This is a genomic window from Corynebacterium parakroppenstedtii, from assembly GCF_019754935.1.
GTDB lineage: Bacteria > Actinomycetota > Actinomycetes > Mycobacteriales > Mycobacteriaceae > Corynebacterium > Corynebacterium parakroppenstedtii.
This window is the reverse complement of record NZ_JAGSOA010000001.1, coordinates 460,106-478,305: the sequence shown is the minus strand read 5'-3', so window position 1 is coordinate 478,305 and position 18,200 is coordinate 460,106. Positions and strand designations below refer to the sequence as shown.

12 protein-coding genes are annotated in these 18,200 nt (G+C 56.4%); 9 read left to right on the top strand and 3 right to left on the bottom strand.

Translation table 11 applies throughout. The features are described 5' to 3' along the window. The first annotated feature begins 23 nt into the window (after nt 1-23). The 4 genes from gatB to KCQ76_RS01990 all read left to right on the top strand — a co-directional run bounded on the left by gatB (nt 24) and on the right by KCQ76_RS01990 (nt 6,187). Entirely contained in the window at nt 24-1,583 is a 1,560-nt protein-coding gene (gatB, locus tag KCQ76_RS02005; RefSeq protein WP_046202736.1) for an Asp-tRNA(Asn)/Glu-tRNA(Gln) amidotransferase subunit GatB, read from the top strand. A gap of 84 nt (nt 1,584-1,667) precedes the next feature. Then, a complete protein-coding gene (locus tag KCQ76_RS02000; RefSeq protein WP_046202503.1) occupies nt 1,668-3,020 on the top strand; it encodes a YkvI family membrane protein in 1,353 nt (450 codons plus the stop codon). A gap of 57 nt (nt 3,021-3,077) precedes the next feature. Next, a complete protein-coding gene (locus KCQ76_RS01995; protein ID WP_046202502.1) occupies nt 3,078-4,430 on the top strand; it encodes a YkvI family membrane protein in 1,353 nt (450 codons plus the stop codon). A gap of 110 nt (nt 4,431-4,540) precedes the next feature. Continuing rightward, nucleotides 4,541-6,187 (top strand): DoxX family protein, encoded by a 1,647-nt coding sequence (locus tag KCQ76_RS01990; protein WP_052723053.1) that lies wholly within the window; start codon nt 4,541-4,543, stop codon nt 6,185-6,187. 93 nt (nt 6,188-6,280) lie between these two features. On the opposite strand, the gene ilvD is transcribed toward KCQ76_RS01990, so the two are convergent. From ilvD to KCQ76_RS01975, 3 genes are read right to left on the bottom strand one after another with little or no spacing between them, the layout of a single operon-like run. Next, entirely contained in the window at nt 6,281-8,131 is a 1,851-nt protein-coding gene (ilvD, locus tag KCQ76_RS01985; protein ID WP_046202501.1) for a dihydroxy-acid dehydratase, read from the bottom strand. 50 nt (nt 8,132-8,181) lie between these two features. Further along, nucleotides 8,182-8,970 (bottom strand): PH domain-containing protein, encoded by a 789-nt coding sequence (locus tag KCQ76_RS01980; RefSeq protein WP_082089780.1) that lies wholly within the window; start codon nt 8,968-8,970, stop codon nt 8,182-8,184. After that, nucleotides 8,967-11,018, bottom strand: coding sequence for a mechanosensitive ion channel family protein (locus tag KCQ76_RS01975; protein ID WP_052722212.1), 2,052 nt, complete (start codon nt 11,016-11,018; stop codon nt 8,967-8,969). Before KCQ76_RS01975 ends, KCQ76_RS01980 begins: the two co-directional genes overlap by 4 nt. 481 nt (nt 11,019-11,499) lie before the next feature. On the opposite strand from KCQ76_RS01975, the gene KCQ76_RS01970 reads away from it, so the two are divergent. From KCQ76_RS01970 to KCQ76_RS01950, 5 genes are all read left to right on the top strand, one after another. Then, nucleotides 11,500-13,455, top strand: a complete 1,956-nt coding sequence (locus KCQ76_RS01970) for an acetolactate synthase large subunit (RefSeq protein WP_046202500.1) — start codon at nt 11,500-11,502, stop codon at nt 13,453-13,455. Between the two features lie 4 nt (nt 13,456-13,459). After that, complete coding sequence (ilvN, locus tag KCQ76_RS01965; RefSeq protein ID WP_046202499.1) at nt 13,460-13,957, top strand: acetolactate synthase small subunit; 498 nt, start codon at nt 13,460-13,462, stop codon at nt 13,955-13,957. Nucleotides 13,958-14,011: 54 nt separating this feature from the next. Further along, nucleotides 14,012-15,025 (top strand): ketol-acid reductoisomerase, encoded by a 1,014-nt coding sequence (ilvC, locus tag KCQ76_RS01960; RefSeq protein WP_046202498.1) that lies wholly within the window; start codon nt 14,012-14,014, stop codon nt 15,023-15,025. Nucleotides 15,026-15,207: 182 nt separating this feature from the next. Continuing rightward, complete coding sequence (gene serA, locus KCQ76_RS01955; RefSeq protein ID WP_046205131.1) at nt 15,208-16,806, top strand: phosphoglycerate dehydrogenase; 1,599 nt, start codon at nt 15,208-15,210, stop codon at nt 16,804-16,806. Between the two features lie 218 nt (nt 16,807-17,024). Continuing rightward, entirely contained in the window at nt 17,025-18,173 is a 1,149-nt protein-coding gene (locus KCQ76_RS01950) for a GTP-binding protein (RefSeq protein ID WP_231725269.1), read from the top strand. The last annotated feature ends 27 nt before the right edge of the window (nt 18,174-18,200 follow it).

Genomic DNA, 18,200 nt, shown 5'->3' with positions numbered 1-18,200 from the left:
ACTCTGGCGCTACACTGTTGGTTATGACTTCTCCCGCTCAGTCGATTCAGGATTATTCCGACGATGTTATGGATTATGAGGACGTCGTCGCGCAGTTTGATCCCGTTATGGGAATGGAAATTCACGTTGAGCTCGCGACGAAATCGAAGATGTTTTCGTCGTCCTCGGTTGAGTTCGGTGATGCCCCCAATTCCCACGCCGACCCGTGCTGTTTAGGTTTGCCGGGCGCGCTGCCCGTGGTGAATAAGAAGGGCGTCGAATGGGCAATTAAAATTGGTTTGGCCCTCAATTGCTCGATCGCCGAGCGGTCGCGGTTTGCGCGAAAGAATTACTTCTACCCGGACCAGCCGAAGAATTACCAGATCAGCCAGTACGACGAGCCGATCGCGTACGACGGCTATTTGGATGTTCAGCTCGATGATGGTTCGACGTTCCGCGTGGAGATTGAGCGCGCCCATATGGAGGAAGACACCTGTAAGTTGACCCACATCGGTGGGCAGGGTGGTCGCATCGCTGGCGCAACAAAGTCCCTTGTCGACGCTAACCGCGCTGGTGTGCCGCTGATCGAGATCGTGACCAAGCCCATCGTGGGTGCGGGTGAACGCGCGCCGGAAGTGGCTCGTGCTTATGTCACGGCCGTGCGTGATCTTATGAAAGCTCTCAAGGTTTCGGACGCCCGCATGGACCAGGGTTCGATGCGTGTTGACTCGAACCTGTCCTTGCGCCCAATCGGTACGGAAGAATTCGGTACCCGCACGGAGACGAAGAACATCAATTCGTTGCGCTCAGTGGAACAGGCTGTGCGGTTCGAGATGCAGCGTCAGGCTCAGTGCCTGAAGCACGGCGTCGAGATTGTCCAGGAGACACGGCACTATCAGGAGACCGACGGCACGACGTCGAAGGGCCGTCCGAAAGAAACGATGGCGGATTACCGCTACTTTAACGACCCTGACTTACCACCCGTCGTTGCTCCATCTGAATGGGTCGAGGAAATCCGTGCGACGTTGCCTGAGCTTCCGTGGGTGCGCCGTGCTCGGATCCAGAAGGAATGGAAGCTTTCCGACGAGGAGCTCCGCGATCTCGTGAACGCGGGCGCCTTGGATCTCGTGGCTGACACGGTCGAAGCCGGCGCTACGCCAACTGAGGCGCGTTCGTGGTGGGTTTCCTACCTGGCGCAAAAGGCGAATGAGCAGGAAGTAGAGCTGGATGCGCTGCCCATTAGCCCTCGCCAGGTTGCTCGTGTGGCGGGGCTCGTCGGCGAGGGGAAGCTGACAAATAAGCTGGCTCGCTCTGCTATCGATGGCGTCCTCGCCGGTGAGGGTAAGGAAAATGTTGATGATCCCGAAAGCCCGGCCGTCGTCGATAATGTCGTGAAGGACCGTGGGCTTGAAGTTGTCCGCGACGACGGCGCCCTCGAGAAAGCTGTCGATGAGGCTTTGGCGGCTAACCCCGACATTGTCGAGAAGATCAAGGGCGGGAAGACGAAGGCAGCGGGCGCGATCGTTGGTGCAGTAATGAAGGCGACCCGTGGCAAGGCTGATCCGGCTCGTGTTCAGCAGCTCATTGTGGCCAAATGCAGTTAGGACGCTGTACTAACTATTAGTTATAGCCCCTCGCCCGGTATGATTCCTCAATAGAAAGCTAATCAACCCTTTCTTGAGGATTCGATGTTCAAAAGAACAATTGCTGTTGCTATGTCGGTTGTTGGCCTTATCGTCGGCGCCGGCTTTTCATCTGGCCAGGAAGTGCTCCAGTATTTCGTGGCCTTCGGAAAAATGGGGATCTGGGGGGCTGTTGTCGTAGCGGTCCTGATGTCCGCTGCCGGAATGATTGTGTTGCAGCTAGGAAGCTATTTCCAAGCTGATGAGCATGCTGGTGTCTTACGCACCATCGGCACAAAAACGGTGTCATGGGTTTTGGATATCGGCATTGTGTTCACGCTGTTTTCCGTGGGCTTCGTGATGCTGGCCGGGGGCGGCTCTAACCTCAACCAACAGTTCGGAATTCCATCGTGGGTGGGGTCTGCGATTCTGCTGGTTCTCGTGTTGGCCGCAGGAATGCTTGATGCCGATCGCGTCAGCACAGTGATCGGCGCCATCACACCATTCATCGTGGTCGCCCTCGTCGGCGCGGCGATATGGGCGTACACGCACACTGACGGAAGCCTGTCGAATCTCGAACCACTTACCCAGAACGTCGATACCAATCTTCCAAACTGGTGGATCAGTGCTCTTAACTACGCGGGCCTGGTCCTTATGGTCAATGTGGCGATGGCCATTGTTATTGGTGGCTCTCACCTTTACCCGCGTGAAGCCGGCCTCGGTGGGCTCGTGGGAGGCATCACGTTCGGTGTGCTGCTCATCATCAGCACCTTGTCGCTCTTCCTGAAGATCAAAACCGTTCAGGGGTCCGACCTGCCCATGTTGACGCTGGTTGACGACATTCACCCCGCCTTAGGTGTGATCATGTCCCTGATCATCTACGGGATGATCTTTAACACCTGCTTGGGCCTGTTCTATTCCTTGGGACGTCGTTTGACCGCACGTCACCCGGAGAAATTCCGGATCGTGTTCACGGTCGTCACCGTGATCGGCTTTGCCGTCAGCTTCTTCGGATTCAAGACGTTGCTGTCCAGCGTTTACCCGATCATGGGCTATGTCGGGTTCGTGCTCATCGCGTTGCTGTTCATTGCTTGGTTCCGGGGACGGACTGCGATGCATGACGAAGGAGGCCGTCGCCAAGAGGCTCGCGAACTTGCTGAGCGCAAGCTCGATCCGAATGTGCGGTTTACCTCGAAACAAGCTCGTCGGCTCCGGCACCTGATCGGGGACTCGAACCTGGACGATGACGATCTTCGGAAACTTATTCGCGACGACGTGACGAGTGATACCAAGTCTGATGAGGCTCCTGAACCCGAAGAGATCGATGAGCCGGATGCGAAGGACAGCGCGGGCGGAGGTACTAGCGCTGGGGGAGATACTGGCTCAAGTTCCACGGTGTCAAGCACCCCGGTGAACTAGTGGGCATCGGGAATAGCAGTCGATCGTTACATTCGGAATAGATAGAAAGTTAGATCAGTGGTTAAACGCACAATAAGTATTGCGTTGTCCTTTGTTGGATTAATTGTTGGTGCGGGTTTCGCGTCGGGGCAGGAGATCCAGCAGTATTTCGTGTCCTACGGAACGTGGGGAATTCTGGGTGCGATTCTTGCCTCGGTGATCATGGCGGCAACAGGGTACACGGTGCTGCAACTGGGCAGCTATTACATGGCTGATGAGCACAATGAAGTATTGTCCGGCTCATTGCCCACCTGGGTATCCAAGTTTCTCGATCTCGCCATTATTGCCACGCTGTTTTGTATTGGATTCGTGATGTTCGCGGGTGCGGGGGAGAACCTCAAACAGCAGCTGGGGTGGCCAGTGTGGGCTGGTTCGGTCATCATGCTGGTTCTCGTTTTAGCAGCCGGCATGTTGGACGTTGATAGAGTTTCAGCCGTCATTGGCGGTATTACGCCATTTATCATCGTTTTTGTTGTCGCCGCGTCGATCTATTCCTTCGTTGATCGCAGTGATTCTTGGGGGCACCTCAGTGAGGTAGCCTCATCAATTCCCAATAGCTTCCCGAACTTTGCGTTGTCGAGTCTGAACTATGTGGGCCTGTCATTAATTCTGTCGGTATCCATGGCCATTGTTATTGGCGGTTCTCACCTGTACCCGCGTGAGGCGGGGTGGGGAGGCTTCTTCGGAGGCCTTACCTTCGGTATTTTGCTCACCATTTCAGCAGTTGCTTTATTGTGCTCCACGGCGACGGTTAAAGATGACGCATTACCCATGCTTTCCCTGGTGGATAACATCAACGGCGGCCTTGGTTGGGTCATGGCCGTGGTTATTTACGGCATGATCTTTAATACCGCGATTGGAATGTTTTACTCATTGGGACGACGCCTATCGGCCAAGCGTCCCGACAAGTTCCGCATTATTTTCATTGGCACGACATTGGCGGGATTTGTTTTGAGCTTTCTGGGGTTCAAATCCTTAATTGCGACGGTATATCCTGCCTTAGGTTACCTGGGCGTTTTCCTTATTATTGTGTTGTTGATTGCCTGGTTCCGCGGGCATTCTCGCATTGAGGATGAGGCTGAACGTCGTGATCGAATTAGCGAATTAGTCGAGCGCCGTGACAATCCGAAGAAGCGCTTTACCTCAAAGCAGCGTCGACAATTACGCCACCTTGTCAGGGCGTCAAATATTGAAAATGCGGAGCTGAGGGAAGCAGTGAGGAAAGAGCTCGATGAGGAGTCAGATGATGACTCACACGACGCTTCCTCACACGAGAACACGTCGGGTGATGGGGGAGCATCTGGAGAAGGTAAATCAACCGATAACTCCGGTGGTCGGCCGGGAAGTGTGCCAGCGTCCACGTCTGAGTAGTTGATAACGGAGACTGCCTCAAACACTATTTGCCCTGGTTGTAAGGATATTAATCGACACACCACGTAAATTATCTGCGTTGTGTCACTGTTCACCTTTAAAGTGGGGTTATGTTCGGAAGAAAGTCCCGCAATAAACCTAGTGGCCCTACAGCTGATACCCCTATCCCTGACCGCGAATCCCGGGACGAGATCGATGTGCCCACATCTGATACGTCCACATCGACGGGGAATAGCGCCGATGCCGCACGTGAAACTGCGTCGGCAGAAGGGGAGTCCCACGAAGTGCAGGAGAAGTCTGCACCGTCATTGTCATATGGGGCGATAGATCATCGTGGGCTGGATCCGTGGGATGAGAAGTCACGCGGGTCATCCAACGCGAGTGATTCCCGTGATCTAGACGATCTTCAGGCAATGGATGATTTAGACGACATTCCGACGGTGGCCGGATCACGGCCGGTCAAGCCTGCTAGTTCGGCTAGCTCTGCGGCTACCCCTGCGGAATCGGAGACTCGTGCCGGCAATGATGATCCTAGGGATGATCACGCAGATAATCGCGGGGCCGGCGAACCTGAGCGTGTCACAGCTCACGATGTGCCTCACGACGTCGCTAGTAGTGAACCAGAATCTGAAGTGCCATCTGATGAAGATTTTGCAGCCGACGAACTCACTGTCGTTGAGCAGCGTCCACGGGGACGGCGTGACATTTATTCCTTGACGGGACGGGCCGCACCACAGGTGATTACACCTCGTGAGCAGTCTCAGGAAGCGAAGACTCATGATCCGTTGTTCGATCAGCCTGAGGATATTCCCGGTGCGCGGTCAACGTCGGACGAGGATGCCGTTTTCGCTAACGCTCCGGTGTCAGATTTAAATATGGCCACCATGGATGAGGAAGAACCTGCGTCGGCAACCCCGGCTTCGGCCGACAGGAGTGCATCCCCGGAATCCGCGTCGCGCTACGCGCCCCACGACACATACGTCGATCGACCTGATGAGCAGATCAACGAGACACGCGTCGATATGCCGACATCAGGCGCTTATGACCGTGACCACGTTGATAGAGCTCACTATTCCGACGACCGTCAGGGTGACAGGGTGGCTGCCGGTCTCGTGGCGAGCGATGGCGTCGCCGGTGAATATAGAGATGGTGCTGTCCCATTGGGAGAGGACGACGACCGCCCGGTCGATAGCACTGGTGACGTCGACGTCGACGACGAGATCTATGAGGATGAGGACCCGCGCCGGGGAACTACCGACTTCGGGCTCTTCCTCATTCGCCTGGCTCTGGGAGCGATGCTGCTCTTTTACGGTGTCCGAACCCTCTTCGAGCTAGGAGGCAGCTCCGGCGTCGATGGATTGCACAACGACTTCTACTTCATGAAGGGCAATGAGCTCCTAGCCTGGGCCGTGCCCATCATCGAAACTGCCGCCGGAGCGTTCCTCGTATTGGGCGTACTTGCACCGCTGGGCGCCTGCATGGCGGTTGCGGTATCGAGCTTTATGGCCATGTACTCCATCGACCTCCAGCCGGGCGCATTCTCGCCGTTTAACATGGCTCCGCACGTACAGGTGTGGGTGTTGCTCACCGCATTATCTATCGGTGTGGCGTTCAGTGGTCCCGGAAGGTGGGGAGTGGATGCCACTCGCGGTTGGGCTCGACGTCCGCTGGGGAGCGGCTGGTTCAGCACGATTATTGGATTGCTCGCGGGAGCAGCGGTGTGGGTCGTCGTCGCCCAGTCAAACCCGTTTAACTAACCCATAAAGTCGGCCCCTCGCAGGTTCAACCCTGACCGTTGATCCCAGAGGGGCCGTTCGTGTTGCGCATGATGGCAAACTCGAAACCGGGGACTACCGGCGGTCGTTGACTTTCCGAACAGCACCTGTATCAGCGCTGGTTGCCATCGACGCGTACGCCTGGAGTGCCTTGCTCACCCGACGTTGACGGTTGAGAGGACGCCACGGGTGCTCAGAGGCGTTCATCTTCTCACGACGCTCCGCCAACACGTCCTCGGGCACGTCAAGGGTGAGCTGGCGCTTGTGGACGTCGATAGTAATGGTGTCACCGTCGTGAATAAGACCAATCAAGCCACCATGTGCTGCCTCGGGTGAAATATGTCCAACAGAAATACCTGATGAGCCACCCGAGAAGCGCCCATCCGTGATCAGCGCGCACTGGGTTCCTAAGCCAGCGCCTTTCAAGAACGCGGTAGGATGTAGCATTTCTTGCATCCCAGGACCACCGGCGGGGCCCTCATACCGGATGACGACGACCTCGCCGGGTTTGATCTGCTTGTTCAAAATAGCGTTAACGGCATCCTCTTGTGACTCCAACACGTGGGCAGGCCCAGAGAAGTGCCATAGCGACTCATCAATTCCGGCAGCCTTAATGACCGCTCCGTCCTCAGCGAGGTTCCCGCGCAGAATAACCAGCCCACCATCGGCGGTATAAGCGTGGCCCACGTCGCGGATGCACCCGTTTTCGGAGTCCGTGTCAAGTTCGTCCCACTTATTATCCGTGGAGAATGGGACCGTTGTTCGCACGCCACCTGGGGCAGCATGGAACAAATCCAAAGCAATTTGTGTGGGGTTATCCGTGCGAATATCCCAGGTCGCTAACCAGTCCGACAGAGACTGCGCATGAACCGCGTGCACATCGTCGTGGAGTAGCCCCGCGCGATTGAGCTCGCCGAGGATCGCAGGGATTCCACCCGCACGATGGACGTCTTCCATGTGGTAATTGGAATTCGGCGCGACCTTGGACAGACAAGGAACTTCCCTAGACAGACGGTCGATGTCGGTAAGATCAAAATCGATGTCGCCCTCTTGCGCCGCGGCAAGAATATGCAGAACAGTGTTCGTGGATCCACCCATCGCCATGTCGAGGGTCATGGCGTTATCGAAGGCATGTTTATTGGCCACCTTACGTGGGAGGACACTATCGTCGTCATGGTTGTAGTAACGCTGGCACATATCAACGATCATCCGCCCGGCGTTCTCAAAGAGCGCGCGCCGGGCCGCATGAGTAGCCAGAGTGGAGCCATTACCGGGGAGTGACAGCCCGAGCGCCTCCGTCAAGCTGTTCATCGAGTTCGCGGTAAACATTCCTGAACACGATCCACAGGTCGGGCACGCCGAATTTTCGACGATAGAGAGCCCGCGGTCGTCGACATTATCGTTTGCCGACGCCGATATCGCTGTAATGAGGTCGGTTGGAGTATGCGCAACTCCGTCGACGACGACAGCTTTTCCTGCCTCCATGGGGCCACCGGACACGAAGATGGCGGGAATGTTAAGCCGCATGGCCGCATTGAGCATTCCCGGCGTGATCTTGTCACAGTTGGAAATGCAGACAATTGCGTCCGCGGCGTGCGCATTGACCATATATTCCACGGAATCGGAGATGATTTCGCGGGAGGGGAGTGAGTAGAGCATCCCGCCGTGGCCCATGGCGATTCCATCGTCGACGGCAATGGTGTTGAACTCTCGCGGAACGCCGCCGGCTTCACGGATGGCACCAGCGACAATGTCCCCGACGTCCTTGAGATGCACATGGCCGGGAACGAACTGCGTGTAGGAGTTCGCGATGGCGATGATGGGCTTGTTAAAGTCGCCATCTTTTAAGCCGGCCGCTCGCCATAGCGCGCGGGCTCCAGCGGCGTTGCGGCCTTGGGTAGTGACCGACGATCGTAGGGGGATCATGGGGGTTGGCTCCTCAACAGTGTGATGTCTGGAATGGTCGGCAGCCGCTGCTAATCCTGGTCAGGTTTTTCCGGTGTGTCTGACTGGTCGCGGTGGCTTGTCTCCGAGGTTTCGTCGGATGTGGAGTGCTGGGCGGCGCGTCGTCGTTCCATCTCGGCGGCGATGAGTTTGGCATTGTGCTCCTTCGTCGCCTCCTCACGGGTCTTGACGACGGCGTACCCGTCGCGATTGACGGTGGTCAACTCGTCATCATCGCGGTTTCGCCCCGGCGTAACAGGGTCAGGGATGAGTCCGCCGGAGGCCTTGGCAAGCTTCGGAAGGTTATTAAACGTCACTCCAGGTAATGCGATGGTATCGCGTTTTTGCCTGGACCGGCTTGTGCGTCCGCGCTCCGCAGGCTGATCAGTCGCCCCGTGACCCGGCCCATTCGGCACAGCAAAGGCTCGTCCGCCACGGCTGAACTGAATACCGGAGAAGTCATCCCAGGATAGTGTTCGGCTGGAGCGGAAAAGATACCGCGCGGTAATACCCGTCGGTGAGATCTCAGTACGAGCACGGAGAACCCACACGGCGAAGAGGATAGGGAAGATCAGCACCCAGAAGAGGTAGGCGGGTTTATAGCCCACGAAAATGAGGAAGATCAGGAACATGACGATCGCCCCGATGAGGTTCATTCTGTCGGGACGGATGGTCGTCGTTGTCCTGATCTTATCCTTCTGTGTGCGGGGTGAGGATGCCGCAGGGCGAGATGCCTGTCGGCCCGCACCCTGACCTGGTCGTGCGTGGTGTGGGCGTGGGTGAGAGCCTGGGGTGTGCTCGCCGGACGGAGTCGAACTCATGGGGCCATTGTAGATGCTGTGTTGTTGTCGCCTTGACCGTGGCTCAGATTCATCTGGCCGGAGTTGTCATTCCCACTGTTGGAGTTGCCGGACCCTGAGCCCTGGTTGCTGCTATCAGTGTCCTGTTGGTTGGCCCCTCCGGTACCGGAGTTGTCTTCGTCAGAATTGGATCCCGTATTCCCGTTATTCCCGGAATTTTGATTTCCATTCGTGGAATTCTGTTGGTTCCGGTTGTTCTCCGTATTCGTGGTGGTCGTCGTGGGCTGCGTGCGATTCGGCGTTGTCGTTGGAGTGTTGCTGCCGTTCTCGCTATTGCTATCTTGCTCCGTAGTCGGATTCTCAGAATGAGTATTTGACTCCGGTGTCGTGGGAGCTGAGCTCTCCGATTTGTCGTCAGACTCCTTCTTGTCCGAACGCGATTGGAACGACGAGGGGGCTAGTATTCCAGAGCCGCGGTCGCCGCCGTCATAGGTGAGCCCTTGGAGGATCACCAAGATGATGAGAACCAGCACGATGGCACTGGTTGATGCGCGGCACCGTCCGCCGATCGAGAAGAGCCGTTGGATCCGTCGCTCATACGAAATCCTCCTGAACAGACCATTTTGCTGCGCATCTTCCGCTTCTTTTTCTAGCGACGTACGGGTGTCTTCTGCCTTCTTCGACGTTGTTGCGTCTGAAGCATCGGCGCTGCTGGTCCCCCGATCGGTCGGGTTAACCCCATGATCGGAGGCCTGGGCAGCACGTTCAGCAGCTGTGGTGTCATCTTCGGCTGAGAAGACTCGCGTTTCCGCCGTTGAGCCTGACGTAGAGCCTGATCCGGAGCCTGATGCCGAGGGGAAGACGACGGTTTCCGAGTCGCTGGCCGTGCCGCTGCCATTGGCACCGACATTAGGCCCGACACCAGAGGCGGTCTCTGACGACGCAGGCCCTTGCACATCCGACGACGTTGGCCGGCCTTCGAATTCGTCTTCTTCGTGTTGCAGTGTCGCAGCCCACCGACGTGTTGTATCCAACGCCTGGGTGTTGTCACCGGTGGTCGCCTTGTCTGTGCCGGAAGTTGTCGACGCGTGTGCACCGTCACCACTGCGTTCACCGTGGTGCTCGTCACCATGCCCATCACCATGCGCATGGTACGAGTCTCCTGAAGACCGAGTGAGTCCCGGCAAGCTCTCAATAGTTGACCGGGAATACGATGCCCACATCTCATCCATGACAGCTGACCGAAGAGCACGTTCAACAGTCCATTGCTGTCCCGGCTCGACGCGGATAAGGACGCGGTACTGGATGCTCCACGGAACGCCCGCCGATGTCGGTGGAATCAGATCCAGCGCGGGCAGGATGCTCACGGCATCGGCGTCGTCGCTGACGAGGCGCGCGATCTCAGGTTTAGCCAGAGTGCGGTTCACGCACCCGTCGAAGAGCGCGTTCAGGTCCTCAGTATTGTCACCTGCGGTAAGCGGAACGGGGATGTCGATCTGAGCCTTCGCCCACCCAGAGGAGGCATTAACGGCCACCAGTGGCACCGAGTTAGGTACCACGGCCTCTTGGCCGTTGATCGTCCGCACCGTCGTCGACCGCAAGGTAATAGCCGTCACTGTTCCCTCCACCGGGGCGTCCTTATTCTGAAGGATGACCCAGTCACCGACGCCATACTGCCGCTCGGTAATGATGAAGAATCCAGCGAGGAAGTCAGCGATGATTTTCTGCGCACCAAACGCAACCGCGGCAGAAACAACGGTTGCGGGAACGGCCGCGCCGGTCGTCGAGAATCCGAAGTCTTTAAGAATCCGGATGGCTACGAAGAAGAAGGCGATGGCCTCCGCGATGTAGACCAGTGCGCCGAGGATGGCTAACCGCCCCTTGTAGCCTTCGGTGTCGGCAATTTCTCCGCGCCGTTCTTCGTGCTCGTTCATCTTGATCGTCGCCCAGCGGACCACGAGTCGACCGATGCGCGGTATGAGTATGGCGATACAGATCAAGATGGCAAGGGATAGACCGGTGTTGGCCACCCACTCCCACATGGAAGTCAAATAGAACTTGAACGGCATAGACCTAAACTTAGTCACCAGATTGTGCGGTTGGCCACGATGCGGATGATCTTTTCACTGATCTCAGTAAATATTCTCAGTGAACTATCAGCACGGGGATGGTAGGGGAGTGCTAGGTCGCTCTCGTGGTGGCGCTTTCCTCGGAGTTTCGGCGTTTTTCTTACCATTTGGGGGTGATAGTGCGCCATTATCGGGCAATTCCAGTGGTTTTTCGTGGTCGTAGTTGGTCTGACGTGTCTGTGCCTTTATAGTTCTACATATGACGAGCGCAACGATGACCACCATCATTCTTGTAGTACCGAGAGGGCGTTAGCTTTCCTGGTTACTCGTCACCGCCCTTTCGCACCACGCGAGAAGGGCTTTTTTCATATCCGATGCTTTGTCGGAACTCGCGACGATGGCACTATCGCGCTCATTCGTCGGGGATAAAGTTCCGCTGAGGCTAATACCCCTGATAACACAGTGAGGAGAGCACAAAACCGTGAACGCCCCCTCTCAACCGCCCACTCCGGCGACGGTTGCGGCTTCAACTGTGGCAACGCAGTCGGGAGCACATAAGAAACCCGCCCAGAAAGTCCGAAAAGAGAAGCTCACCGGCGCAGAGCTTATTGTCCGTACCCTCGAGGTATTGGGCGCCCGGACTGTTTTCGGACTTCCGGGTGGTGCTGTTCTTCCCCTCTATGAGGCCCTTTACGAATCGACCACCCTCAATCACATTCTGGTCCGCCACGAGCAGGGTGCTGGACACGCCGCAACTGGTTATGCCCAAGCAACCGGTGAAGTTGGCGTGTGCATTGCGACATCAGGACCCGGTGCGACAAACCTTGTTACGCCGCTGGCCGATGCCAATATTGATTCTGTTCCGGTCGTCGCGATTACGGGTCAGGTGGGGCTGCACTTATTGGGAACCGACGCTTTCCAGGAGGCTGATATTTGCGGGGTGACCCTTCCAGTTACGAAGCACAACTTCATGGTGACCAAAGTCGAGGACATCCCGCGTCTGATTGCTGAAGCATTCCACTTGGCATCTACTGGTCGGCCTGGCCCGGTGCTTGTGGATGTGCCGAAGGACATTCAGAACCAAGTTGCTGAGTTCCAGTGGCCTGTTGAGCTAGAGCTTCCTGGTTACAGGCCGACGACGTCGCCGCACTCGCGGAAGATCAAGCAGGCTGTGGATCTTATCGCGCAATCTCGTCGCCCGGTGCTTTATGTCGGCGGTGGGGTGATTAAAGCTAATGCCAGCGCGGAGCTTGCAGAGTTCGTCGAGACCACGGGCATTCCCGTGGTGACGACGTTAATGGCGCTGGGATCTTTCCCCGATTCTCATCCTCTGCACATGGGGATGCCGGGGATGCATGGCAGCGTCTCGGCTGTCGCCTCATTGCAGAAAGCCGATGTTGTTATAGCCATCGGGACACGGTTCGATGATCGTGTTACAGGCGATGTTGAGTCCTTCGCTCCGGAGGCGAAGTTTATCCATGCTGATATTGATCCCGCGGAGATCGGGAAAATTCGTGAAGTTGAGGTTCCCATTGTCGGGGATGCTCGGGAAGTTCTTCAGTCTCTTACCAACATGTACGAGAAAAAGAACCTGAAGCAGCCTGAATGTAGTCGCTGGGTTGACTACCTCCACTCTTTGCAGAAGACCTATGCATTGGGATGGGAAAATCCCGACGATGGCAAGTTAGCTCCTCAAGCCGTCATTAAGGCTATTTCTGATGAAGTTGGCCCTGACGCAATTTATTGTGCTGGTGTGGGGCAGCACCAAATGTGGGCGGCGCAGTTCGTCGATTATGAACAACCCCGGACATGGTTGAACTCGGGTGGTCTGGGGACGATGGGATATGCCATCCCCGCGGCAATGGGTGCCCAAGCCGGCTCTCCGGGGAAAGAAGTCTGGGCTATCGATGGTGATGGTTGTTTCCAGATGACTAACCAGGAACTGGTGACCTGCGCGGTCAACGATCTCCCAATTAAAGTTGCGGTTATTAATAACGGCAACTTGGGCATGGTTCGTCAGTGGCAGAATTTGTTTTATCAGAGCCACTATTCGCACACCGGTCTTCACCCGAAGGGTGAGTATTTACCAGATTTTGTCTCGTTGGCAGAGTCGATGGGGTGCGCGAGCTTCCGGGTTACTCAAGAAGAAGACATCGTGCCGACGATCAAAAAAGCGCGTGAGATCAATGACCGGCCTGTGGTTATTGATTTCATTGTTGGTGAGGATGCGCAAGTCTGGCCAATGGTTGCCTCGGGACACTCGAATGATGAGATCCAGTACGCCCTCAACCTGCGACCACTATTCGACTCAGATCAGATGATTGATGAAGAGTCTGTTACTGAGGTGAGCGACGTTATTGAAGAGGACCAGGCTCGGGTGGCTGCGGAAGGAACCACCACAGCAACCGATGACCAGCGCGGCGGGGGAGAGGAGTAGGGGCATGCAACACACGTTGAGTCTCTTAGTGGAAGATCAGCCAGGCATTGTTGCTCGGCTGTCCGGGATGTTTGCTCGGCGATCGTTCAACATTATTTCAATGACGACAGGCACGACCGATCTGGAGGGGGTCAATCGGATCACCATTGTCGTTGAAATAGATGAGGTTTCTATTGAGCAGATCACAAAACAGCTCAATAAATTGGTCCCGGTGCTGAAGGTTATTCGGCAGAAGGACGATCAAATGGTCTCCCGTGCACTGTTGATGGTGAAGGTTGCGGCGAATAATGAGAACCGGGCACAGGTCGTCGACGCTGCCAACCTGTTCCGTGCTCGCGTAGTGGATGTAGCACCTGAGTCGGTGGTCATTGAGGCGACGGGGCAGCCCGGGAAATTGGTTGCCTTGTTGGATGTCCTTCGCCCGTTCGGTATCCGCGAACAAGTGTATTCGGGGGTGGTTGCTTTAAGTCGTGGTGCGAATCCGATGATGCCCAAACGTTAGTCTCACCCTATGATATGATTTTCTCGACAAGTGGAACTCTTGAAAGGAGTTGCAATGGCAATCAAAACTTATTACGACGATGACGCAGACCTGAGCATTATCCAAGGCCGCAAAGTAGCGGTGATTGGCTACGGCTCACAGGGCCACGCACACGCTAAGTGCTTGCGTGATTCTGGCGTCGAGGTCCGTATCGGCCTGCGCGAGGGTTCGAAGTCTGCGGAGAAGGCCAAAGAAGCTGGCTTTGAAGTGTTATCTAACGCTGAGGCCGCTGAGTGGGCAGATCTTATCATGATCTTGGCTCCTGATACGTCGCAGATCACGATCTTCAAGAATGAGATTGAACCTCATCTGAAAGACGGGGACGCGATTTTCTTCGCCCACGGTTTGAACATTCACTTCAAGAAGATCGTCGCTCCTAAGGGAGTGACGGTGGGCATGGTTGCACCGAAGGGGCCCGGCCACCTGGTTCGTCGCCAGTTTACGGAGGGCAAGGGCGTTCCGTCGTTGATTGCCGTGGAAAATGATCCGAGCGGAGAGGGCACAGCCTTGGCACTGTCCTATGCGGCCGCTATCGGCGCTGGACGTGCAGGAGTTATCGAGACCACCTTCCGCGAAGAGACCGAAACCGACCTCTTCGGTGAGCAGGCAGTCCTCTGTGGTGGCTTGGAAAAGCTGATGATGACGGGCTTCGAGGTTCTTGTCGAAGCTGGTTACGCACCGGAGATGGCGTTCTTCGAGGTGTGCCACGAGATGAAGCTGATCGTCGACCTCATCTTCGAGGGTGGCCTGTCGAATATGAATTACTCGATTTCGGAAACCGCTGAGTTCGGTGGTTATGTTTCGGGACCAAAGATCATTGATGACCACGTCAAGGAGTCGATGAAGAAGGTTCTCTCCGAGATCCAGGACGGCACCTTTGTCGATGCCATGTTCAAGGATGTTGACGCTGGCCAGCCTGGCCTGAAGGGGCTGCGCGAAGAATATGCGAACCATCCGCTGGAGAAGGCAGGCAAAGACATGCGCTCCATGATGAGCTGGATCGCTAACCCGTTGGACGAAACCGCTTAAATTATCCCAAAAAAGGGATATTATTCAGCATAGTCCTCTTATTTCACCATAATGTGCTGGTAGGAGGGCTATGCTTTTTGTATATCTGCGCCCGCGTATCCGGGCCGTATACCTGTTCACAGACCCAACCCACACGATGGAGTGCACCTGACCGTGCGCTGTTTTACTAGGAGGACCAAATCGTGAATCACAACTGCTTACCTGTGGTTCTTATCGCTGACAAGCTTGCTCAATCAACAATCGAGGCGCTAGGGGATGGCGTTGAGGTCCGGTGGGTAGATGGGCCTAACCGTGCTGAGCTCCTGGCTGCCGTCCCAGAGGCAGATGCGCTCCTAGTACGTTCCGCCACCACGGTGGATGAAGAAGTTCTCGACGCCGCCAAAGAGCTGAAAATCATTGGCCGAGCGGGTGTCGGATTGGACAATGTTGACATTGAGGGCGCAACGCAGCGTGGAGTGATGGTGGTCAATGCGCCCACGTCGAATATCCACTCAGCCTGCGAACATGCGATCACTTTGCTGCTGGCTGCGGCCCGCCAGATACCTCAGGCCGATCAATCGCTGCGGCAAGGCGAGTGGAAACGGTCTTCCTTCAAAGGCGTCGAGGTCTACGGCAAGACCGTGGGTATCGTCGGCTTTGGACATATTGGGCAGCTCTTTGCTCAGCGTCTCGCTGCCTTCGATGTTGAACGTATTGTTGCTTATGACCCCTACGCGAACCCTGCTCGTGCCGCACAGTTGGGGGTTGAACTCATTGACCTCGAGGAGCTGATGGCGGTGTCTGATTTCGTCACCATCCACCTCCCCAAGACCAAGGAGACGGCGGGCATGTTCAATGACGCTCTCCTTGAGAAGGCGAAGAAGGGGCAGATTATCGTTAATGCTGCTCGCGGTGGTCTTATCGACGAAGAAGCACTGGCTCGTGCGATCGATTCCGGCCACATTCGTGGCGCGGGTGTGGATGTGTACGCCACGGAACCGTGCACGGATTCTCCGCTGTTCGACCGGCCCGAAGTCGTGGTGACACCTCACCTAGGCGCGTCGACGGTGGAGGCGCAGGATCGCGCTGGGACAGATGTAGCGAAATCCGTCTTGCTTGCCCTCGCGGGAGAATTTGTCCCCGACGCGGTGAACGTGTCCGGCGGGGCTATTGGCGAAGAGGTTTCTCTGTGGCTGAACCTGACGCGCAAGCTGGCAGTGTTGGCGTCGGCAATTCAGCATAGTGCGACGACGTCGGTGGAAGTTATTGCGCGGGGTGAGCTGTCATCGGAAAACGTCGACGCCTTGGGCCTTGCAGCGTTGCGGGGCGTGTTCGCGGGCACGGTGGATGAAAAGGTGACATTTGTTAATGCCCCGGCTATTGCTGAGGATCGCGGGGTCCAACTCGCTGTGACGACGGCTGCCGAATCGGTGTTGCACCGCTCTGTTGTAGAGGTTCGGCTGGTGACGAATACGGGCGACACTGTGTCGGTCGTGGGGGCCCTGACTGGTTTAGACGGTGTGGAAAAGATTGTCCGCATCAACGACCGAGGGTTGGATCTGCGCGCGGAAGGTCGGAACGTGTTCCTGCACTACAAGGACCGCCCGGGCGCCTTGGGTGCCGTCGGATCCCAGTTGGGCGAGCGTGGAATTAACGTCGAGGCCGCGGCATTGTCGCAGGATAAGGCCGGGACTGGCGCCACGCTAGTCCTTAGGGTGGATAAGGCGGTTCCTGACGATGTGATGGAGTCGATGAAGGCGTCCTTGGATGCCGAGTACGCTATTGCGCTCGATTTTGATTAAGAAGGCATGTCTGGCTGGATCGGCGACAGCCACCACTATTGACAGTGTGTATCATTAACGCTTTGGAGGATGTGTAGTCAGCCAACCGCGCCGGGAACTGGCTGACTAGCTTTGGCTGACTACCTTCCTCCATCTCAACTAGTGCGTCATGTCGAGCTCTGAGCTGCGACTGACGCGGAGAGACGTTAAGGGGATGCACAGTGTTTGAAGAGCGCCATATGGACGACGTAATAAGAGAAAACGTCCGAAACGCCGGCATGACCGACTTTCGGCCGACGCCGGTGACGGTTTTGTCCGGGTTCCTCGGTTCGGGGAAAACCACGCTCCTCAACCACTTGTTGGCCAACCGCGCTGGCCGCAAAATCGCGGTGATCGTCAACGACTTTTCGGAAGTGAATATTGACGCAGCGCTCATCGCGGGTGAGGGGCACCTTGAGCGTGGAAGTGACCGTATGGTCGAGCTCTCCAATGGCTGCATTTGCTGCACATTAAGGGAAGATCTCGTTGAATCGGTGGCGTCGCTCGCGGCGAGCCAAAAGTTCGACCACATTGTTATCGAGTCAACGGGGATCTCAGAGCCGATGCCTGTCGCCGCGACCTTCGAGTGGGAATTCTCCGACGGGGTCCATCTAGGTGGCATCGCTCCGATCGACACGATGGTGACCCTGGTCGATGCGACGACGTTCCTGCCTCAGATGCACAAACGGGGACGACTATCTGATCGAGGTTTGGAGGCCGCTCCCGATGATGACCGCACGGTTGCTGAGCTCCTTGTCGACCAAGTCGAGTTTGCCGACATGATCTTTGTGACGAAATGTGACCTGGTTCGTGATGAACTCGCCCAGGCAACTGAAGACGCAGTTCACGCCATGAACCCACGTGCCCGCATACGTCGCGTCGTCAATGGCGAGATTCCGATGGAAGCCGTGCTCGATGCGCATCTTTATGACGTTGAGGAGTCGGCTGCAGCTCCCGGGTACCTTGATGAGCTCGCGAATCCACATACTCCGGAAACCGAAGAGTACGGGATTTCCTCAGTGGCGTTTCGGTCCCAACGGCCATTTGACCAGCGCCGTCTCATTGCAGCCGTGAAATCAATGCGCGGTTTGGTTCGGTCAAAAGGGCATTGTTGGATCGCTGACCGCCCGGAGCTCATTCAGATGTGGTCCCAGGCCGGCCCGAACTTAACGATCTCACCTGCAGCGTTGTGGTCGCAGGCGTCGGAGGCTCCGTCGTCGGAAATTGTCCTTATTGGTGTGAACTTTGATGGTGCCGACGCTCTGGCTCGGCTCCAGGCAGCAACACTAAATGACGACGAATCCCGCGCGCTGCTTAAACGTATGGCTGGAGCGTCGGCGATCGGTTAGACTCACAAGAAACCCGTGATGTGAGAA

Coding starts and splice junctions, on each gene's coding strand:
- KCQ76_RS01950 (WP_231725269.1), top strand. CDS start 17,025: ATGGACGACGTAATAAGAGAAAACGTCCGAAACGCCGGCATGACCGAC.
- gatB (WP_046202736.1), top strand. CDS start 24: ATGACTTCTCCCGCTCAGTCGATTCAGGATTATTCCGACGATGTTATG.
- KCQ76_RS02000 (WP_046202503.1), top strand. CDS start 1,668: ATGTTCAAAAGAACAATTGCTGTTGCTATGTCGGTTGTTGGCCTTATC.
- ilvC (WP_046202498.1), top strand. CDS start 14,012: ATGGCAATCAAAACTTATTACGACGATGACGCAGACCTGAGCATTATC.
- KCQ76_RS01990 (WP_052723053.1), top strand. CDS start 4,541: ATGTTCGGAAGAAAGTCCCGCAATAAACCTAGTGGCCCTACAGCTGAT.
- ilvN (WP_046202499.1), top strand. CDS start 13,460: ATGCAACACACGTTGAGTCTCTTAGTGGAAGATCAGCCAGGCATTGTT.
- ilvD (WP_046202501.1), bottom strand. CDS start 8,131: ATGATCCCCCTACGATCGTCGGTCACTACCCAAGGCCGCAACGCCGCT.
- KCQ76_RS01980 (WP_082089780.1), bottom strand. CDS start 8,970: ATGAGTTCGACTCCGTCCGGCGAGCACACCCCAGGCTCTCACCCACGC.
- KCQ76_RS01975 (WP_052722212.1), bottom strand. CDS start 11,018: ATGCCGTTCAAGTTCTATTTGACTTCCATGTGGGAGTGGGTGGCCAAC.